At 29.4% G+C, this 6,380-nt stretch carries 10 protein-coding genes; all 10 read right to left on the reverse strand.

Going from position 1 to position 6,380, the window contains the following annotated elements:
• Positions 1-146: 146 nt before the first annotated feature.
• The 10 genes from VK071_10380 to VK071_10425 all read right to left on the reverse strand — a co-directional run bounded on the left by VK071_10380 (position 147) and on the right by VK071_10425 (position 6,017).
• Complete coding sequence (locus VK071_10380; GenBank protein ID HLR35714.1) at positions 147-323, reverse strand: hypothetical protein; 177 nt, start codon at positions 321-323, stop codon at positions 147-149.
• On the reverse strand, positions 320-601 hold the full coding sequence (locus tag VK071_10385) for a hypothetical protein (protein ID HLR35715.1): 282 nt from the start codon (positions 599-601) through the stop codon (positions 320-322). Before VK071_10385 ends, VK071_10380 begins: the two co-directional genes overlap by 4 nt.
• A 1,168-nt stretch (positions 602-1,769) precedes the next feature.
• Entirely contained in the window at positions 1,770-2,006 is a 237-nt protein-coding gene (locus tag VK071_10390) for a hypothetical protein (protein HLR35716.1), read from the reverse strand.
• A 109-nt stretch (positions 2,007-2,115) separates the two neighbouring features.
• Positions 2,116-2,427, reverse strand: coding sequence for a hypothetical protein (locus VK071_10395; GenBank protein ID HLR35717.1), 312 nt, complete (start codon positions 2,425-2,427; stop codon positions 2,116-2,118).
• The gene (locus tag VK071_10400; protein ID HLR35718.1) at positions 2,420-2,551 is read right to left on the reverse strand and encodes a hypothetical protein; all 132 of its coding nucleotides are present in this window, start codon (positions 2,549-2,551) and stop codon (positions 2,420-2,422) included. The genes VK071_10395 and VK071_10400 overlap by 8 nt, the downstream gene beginning before the upstream one ends.
• Positions 2,552-2,674: 123 nt before the next feature.
• A complete protein-coding gene (locus tag VK071_10405; GenBank protein HLR35719.1) occupies positions 2,675-3,151 on the reverse strand; it encodes a hypothetical protein in 477 nt (158 codons plus the stop codon).
• A 412-nt stretch (positions 3,152-3,563) separates the two neighbouring features.
• Entirely contained in the window at positions 3,564-4,034 is a 471-nt protein-coding gene (locus VK071_10410) for a hypothetical protein (GenBank protein HLR35720.1), read from the reverse strand.
• A gap of 64 nt (positions 4,035-4,098) precedes the next feature.
• Entirely contained in the window at positions 4,099-4,950 is an 852-nt protein-coding gene (locus VK071_10415) for a hypothetical protein (GenBank protein ID HLR35721.1), read from the reverse strand.
• Complete coding sequence (locus VK071_10420) at positions 4,937-5,077, reverse strand: CopG family transcriptional regulator (protein ID HLR35722.1); 141 nt, start codon at positions 5,075-5,077, stop codon at positions 4,937-4,939. The genes VK071_10415 and VK071_10420 overlap by 14 nt, the downstream gene beginning before the upstream one ends.
• 370 nt (positions 5,078-5,447) lie before the next feature.
• Positions 5,448-6,017, reverse strand: a complete 570-nt coding sequence (locus VK071_10425; protein ID HLR35723.1) for a tyrosine-type recombinase/integrase — start codon at positions 6,015-6,017, stop codon at positions 5,448-5,450.
• Positions 6,018-6,380: the final 363 nt, after the last annotated feature.

A 6,380-nucleotide genomic window follows, 5' to 3' on the forward strand; every position in this document is an offset into this window, starting at 1 on the left:
GGGGGGCATCTAACTAATGTAATAGCCTTCCTATATTAATTAAACTCCTTAAATCTCATTTTTAGGCGTCGTGTTTAACGACCCCAGCGTTTACTTGCTAATATAAAAAAGGATAGGACCAAATGCCCCACCCTTTAGCTATCAAGTTATTTATTTTCTAGTTCTCTGGCTTTATTCTCCCAATACTTATCATTATATTCCTTAACCTTCTCTGGGTTTTCTTTTCTCCATCTTTTTTGATACTTTAATATTTTTTCTCTATTTTCTTTATAATACTTTCTTGAATATTCTTTTCTTGCTTCTCTTGCCCTATCACTTATCAACTCATCATCTCCTTTAATTTGTTTTCTAACTCTTTTTTCTCATCTACTAACCTTTTAATATGCTTCTCAAAGAGTTTTTTTATCTCTATGACTTCTATAGCTGTCATTTCTGTCTTAGAAGCTATGTTATTAGTTTTATTTACTTTGATTGTATTGTATTTCATACTATCTATATAAGATACTTCTTCTAGTAGCTTATTAAGACTATTTTGATTTAGTAGTATTTCTGTATTAATAATTTCTAACTGTAACTTTAATAATTTAAGTTTATTTTTCATATATACCTCCAGTTATCTTTTATCATCTATTGATAAAGTCAATATCTTTCGGTTTCTTTAAATGCTTCTATTTACTTTCTGCTAAACTAAGTTTATGTTAGAAGCTATATAGTTATTTAATACTTGATTTATAATTTAGATATGATATTGCTTTAGCTCTGGAGGTGGTTGAGGACATAGGTATGCTACCTAGAAGCTACTAAAGTATAGATTAAATACTTCAATAGTTCATAGATAGAATACTATTAAGATATTGCCCTAGTCTATCGGCGTATATCGTTAATATCCTTCTTAGTATCTGCTATTTTTAGCAACTATGACTTATCATATATAGCCTGTCCTATATGCTCTAAAATAGCCTTTTATGGCTCTTAGAATGTCATAGCCTACCAACTCCTTAGAGTTCCAGACTCCCAACCTTGCCTTTGAGAATGGTAGCAACCACCTATCACTACACGACTAAAGAAGGATATAGCCTTTTATGTGTAGTTGTTGACTTTCTGCGTCGGCTCAACTAACCTTATGAATTATTTTTAGTCGCCCTTATGCTCTAACGACTATATATATAAGTTTTCTAATAATCATACTAGATTTATTTAGAGTCATTCTAATGACTGGGTTACTAATTAATATATACAAAAAGTCCCTTATAACCTTTCACCAGCTACAAGGGACTCTTTAAACCTCTACCTTCCTTTTATTCTTTTATGTATTAATAATATAATTTAACTCTTGCCTTTCTCTACTACTTGTATTATACTATTAATACATTGGTGGATATAGTTTTGTAGCTATATCCTTTAAGTTATAAAAGGTTGGTACCTTATAACTAGCTTGTCCCTGTGAGTTGGTGGCTCTAGGGACTTTTCACTTTTTTGAGTTTCTTGTATTTCTAATGTTATTTATCATTATAACATATACAAGAAAGGTATTCAGTACACTAAAAGTTCAGTTTCTTGTATTTCTAATGTTATTTATCATTATAACATATTACATTCCCCTGTCTGTAGCATCTTTGTAGCATTAAATTACTATTTTTGTTTATTAATTTTATTATAGCATACCTTGTCAATAATTTTATAAAACCTTTAGAATTATCATGCTAAACATAAAAGGGGTCCAAAATTAACCCCCTTTTATCACTTTATAACATATTATCATATGTTGTTTATCTTGTCAGTGGGGTCTTGGTGGGTTTTTCTACTTCTTCTCTATCTTCTCTATAGCATTTCTCCCAAGCCTCTACATCAGTTCCCATTCTTAAAACTTCTTCTAATAGTTCTATTTCATTTATAATATCAAATTCCCTATATAAATATTTATTATTAGTTTCTTTATTCAGTTTCTTATATTTTTTTAATATGTCATCTAAGTTTTTTATTTTAGTTTCAATAATCTCTTTCATGGTTTAACCTCCTTATTCGTTTATTCTATACCTTTTTACTACTTCTTAATGTATTTACCTTACCACCTTCAAACAATTCAATATTTTCTTTGTTTTTTTGTTTCTATGTCTATTTATCTTCTTTTTCCAGTACATCAGATAAGGTTTTTTCTATTTGGTGTGTGTAATCTTTTACTATGTCAATATAACCAACAATTAAATGATAATCCCAGTTCCACTTAATAGCCTGTTGTCTTTCTATATTGTCAGCTCCTAGACTTGCATCAAATATAAGTTCTGGTCTTGGTGCTTCAATGAAAAAATATTTATCCTCCAATGCCTCTAATAACATCATAACTTTTTGACTGTAATCAAATGTCTCATGTAACTTATCAATTTTATATAATAACTCTTTATTATTTTTAAGTAATTCTTTATTCATTGTCAGACCTCCTAGTTTCTTTATTTTTCAATGTGTTAATCCATATTCTAGTTCTCACAAGGTCTAACATTTCTAAATCTTTAAGATTTTCAATACATTCTTTTGTAATTTCTTCTTTAATCATTTTATAATTCCCCCTATTTTCTCCCTAGAGGTATGTTATAATGATATTAGACTATACCCCTAGGGTATTAGTTTTTTTGGCTTTCTACTGCATTTCTAGGCTTGGTAGGAAGCCATTCCTACTTTAAAAGTAAAATGTTTCTTCTAACATTCTTTTAATTTCATCTGATAATGACTTTTCTAGAGTATCGTTTACATAATCGTTAATAGTTTTTCCTTCTATAGCTGCCATCATTTTAATTCCAGCCTCTACTCCTTCCGACACTTCAAATGTTTTCTTTTTCATTTTTGGTATTTCTTTTGGTGCTATTTCTTTTTTTTCTTCCTTTGGCTCTGACTTCTCTTTTTCTGTTTCTAGTTCTTTCTCCATGCCTTGCACTTCCTCCTTAGATGCTTTTAAAAGGTTTAATTGTCCATCAATGTTTTTATTTGTGAATATATATTTGTCCTTTTCTTCGTTTTTTATTATGCCTAATTTCTTTATCATTCTATAGAATTTATTTCTATTGAAGCCTTCTATACTCTCACTTATCTCTGTAATAGTTCCTTCACCTTTGTTGTATCTTTCAACTACTTCTTTAGTTTCTTTTTCGTACTTCATTCTTTCCCCTCCTTTCTTTAATAACTTGTTTTATTTGTTTCTTGTTTATTATTATACACTAACTAAATAATAAATCAAGTTATAAGTATAAATAAGTTTTTTGTATTTATAGTAATATTTTTTTTATCTAAGTATCATTAAAACTTATTTCCTTTATTATCTTTATCTTGTTGTCACTTGGTGACAATCCAATCAGTTTTATTAAAGTGGGGAGACTTATTTTATCAGCTAAATAGCAATACTTCTTTTTTATTCCCTCTTATTCTCTTATTCTATGCCTTTTTAGCTTGTACTAATATAATAGGTATACCATGTATGTAATAGCGTTTAATTGCCCCTATTTTAGACGTTATTATTATATATATGTAATAAAGTTAATCAAATAAAAAAGTAGGCTTTAAATGCCTACTAATTAAACCATATAAGGAGGTTTTTTATTGCTTATGCTTCCTGTTGAATCCCCACTTGGTGGAGTATAACTATTTAGTTTTAATCTTTCTTTAATTACGTATTCAACTCTATTAGTTATTATTGTATTTAATTCTTTAATTTTCATTGAAGCAACTTCAATATCATCATCGTATACAAATTCTAGGAATTCACTTTCAAGGTTATTCTCTAATAATAGTTCTTTTATTCTATGCTTTTGCTTAACACTTTGAAATTCTTTTTTATCTTCTTCAAATTTATTAACTTCATTGTTAAATTCTTCTCTAAATTGATTAATTAAAGTTTCCTGAAATGCTTCCATCTGCTTTTTTACTATATCATTAATATAGTTTTCTTCTGGTTTATCTTCTTTTTTAAGCTCTGGAACTTCTCTATTATCAGTTTCTTTATTATCAGTTTCTTTATTATCGGTTTCTTTAATTTCTCTTGGCACCTTATTCCCTCCAATGTATTATTTTAAAAAAGGGGCTATTTAAACGCCCCCTATATATTAAATTCTATCCTTCTGCTCCTGTTGACCCTAGAGTAATATGAGCTATACAACTAGCTTCTTCCCTTAATTGTGTATATCCATATTTCACTAGTCCCCTTACTCCTTCGGCAAAATAATCCTGTAACCTTACAGCTTCAGCATCTCCCCCTAATTGCATACCGAAACCTGTGCTAGATGGGTGAGTTAATAATACTTTATCGGCTGGGTTATCAGCTTTTACGATTAAGGTATTGCCGTTAATGTTAGCACCTTCGACTATACCATTAGTTAATATCTCATATTCTTTAGTAAACCTATCATCTTTCTCTAATAGTCCTAAATAATCGGGTGAGATTATAAAATACCTATCAGTAACGGGTAATTTTTGTTTATTTCCTAACGTATTTAAGTCAACTAATGTATCATAGGCATTGATTGGGTTTACTAGTATAGGATCTATTTCCGTTCCTATCGTATTATCTTCAATTGTATTATCAGCTATATAGGCAATTACTTCTTGGTCTACTTCTTCGCCTAATACTTCTGATTGCTCTTTTGTAATAGCTCTCAAAGTTTCCCCTGACTTTGCAGTTTGTACTTCGTCCACATCATCAACCATGTAAGCAAAATATTTTTGGTGTGGGAATGTCATTTCAACTTTAGTTGTTGCCACTTCGTCCCATGTAATTTTATCCCCTGTATATTCTTTCCAAATTCCCTTTTGAATTCTATTGAATATTACTTTCTCCCCTCTTTTTTCAACTGGTGGGGTAGTAATCAATCCAACAAAGCTAGAGTTATGGAAGTTTTCCATTATTGCATCTTCCCAAAGTGTAGGTTTGAAATTTTCTAATGCCATGTTATCAATCCTTTCCATTCAAGTATTCTATTAATGCTATTCTAATTAATGCACTTTCTGTTATGTCCATTCTTTTAGCCATGTATTTCAATTGTGTATCTAAGTTTTTACTAACTGTAATATGCTTAGTAACTCTCTTATTCATGGTTTTAATATCCTTTCTATTTATTTAACAACCTTTGGTAACCAGCTGACATACCACAAAGTACCCCTTCAAGTTATCCATCAAGTAAATTAATCCTTAATGTATACCTCGAAACAATCCTTCGCACTATCCCAGCCACTTCCCGAGGTTTAATTTTTGTATAAAAAATTTATGTAGCCTACTGTAAGATAAAATTTAGTTTTCAAAATAGAAGCATACCCCTACAAGTTTTTTACAATTTCAATTTCTTTTAATTAACTATAAGACCTACATTTAGTATATCAACTATATATTAACACAACATATAGTATAAGTCAAATATATGTTCTATATAAGACAATAAAAAAAGATAGGCTTTTAATCCTACCTTTTAATTTCTGAAATTTCTTAACGCTTCTTCTAATTCAGCATCTACTATATGGGTATATATTTCTGTTGTTGTTATGTCCTCATGTCCTAACGCCTTTTGTACTAACCTAATATTGCTGGTTTCTCTTAATAAATCAGTGGCGTAAGTGTGCCTTAACGTATGTGTTGTTACGTGCTTCTTAATTTCAGCCTTCTTTGAATAAGTCCTTAGCATCTTTCTGACTGCCTTGCCGTCTAATTGTTTGAGTGTCCTAGTAGTAAATACATATTCACTAACTCCCCACTCCTTGAACTGCCTTTCCTTCCAATCCTTTAAAACTTCTAATGTATCATCATTGATATATATAATCCTGTCTTTTGCCCCTTTCCCTTGCACTACCTTTAATCTACCAGTCATTAAATTAATATGATTATATTTTAAATTAATCATTTCTGATAGCCTTAATCCTGTATTCAATAATAATATAACTATAGTCTTATTTCTTTGAGGTGTTATATATCTAGTATTAAATATATTAATTAGTCTTTCCTGTTCCTCTACTTCTAAGAATTCTGGTATTTTTCTGCTCATTTTTAACATTCCCCTTTTATACTTGATTTTAGTACATTTTGTGGTTAGTACCCTATTCTCCATATTTTAAGGTACTATTCACACTAATTCTTATTATATAGTAAGATTATAAATATTACAAGTATAAAGAGGTACTATTCACAATTTTAATATATATTTCGTATAACTTTTATATATCTTCTGTATAATTTTTATAAATATTTGTTATTTAGAAGGTAAGTTAAGACATTAAGCCTTATTTTACGATTTAAGAGGTTTATTTTAGTAGACAATGCAACAAAGTATTCCATGTTATAAAGTCCCCTAAAACGTTGATTTCAAGCCTTGTATAACCTTTTTTATGCTCTACTACTAAATAAAAAA

Source organism: Tissierellales bacterium (genome assembly GCA_035301805.1).
Taxonomy (GTDB): Bacteria; Bacillota; Clostridia; order Tissierellales; family DATGTQ01; genus DATGTQ01.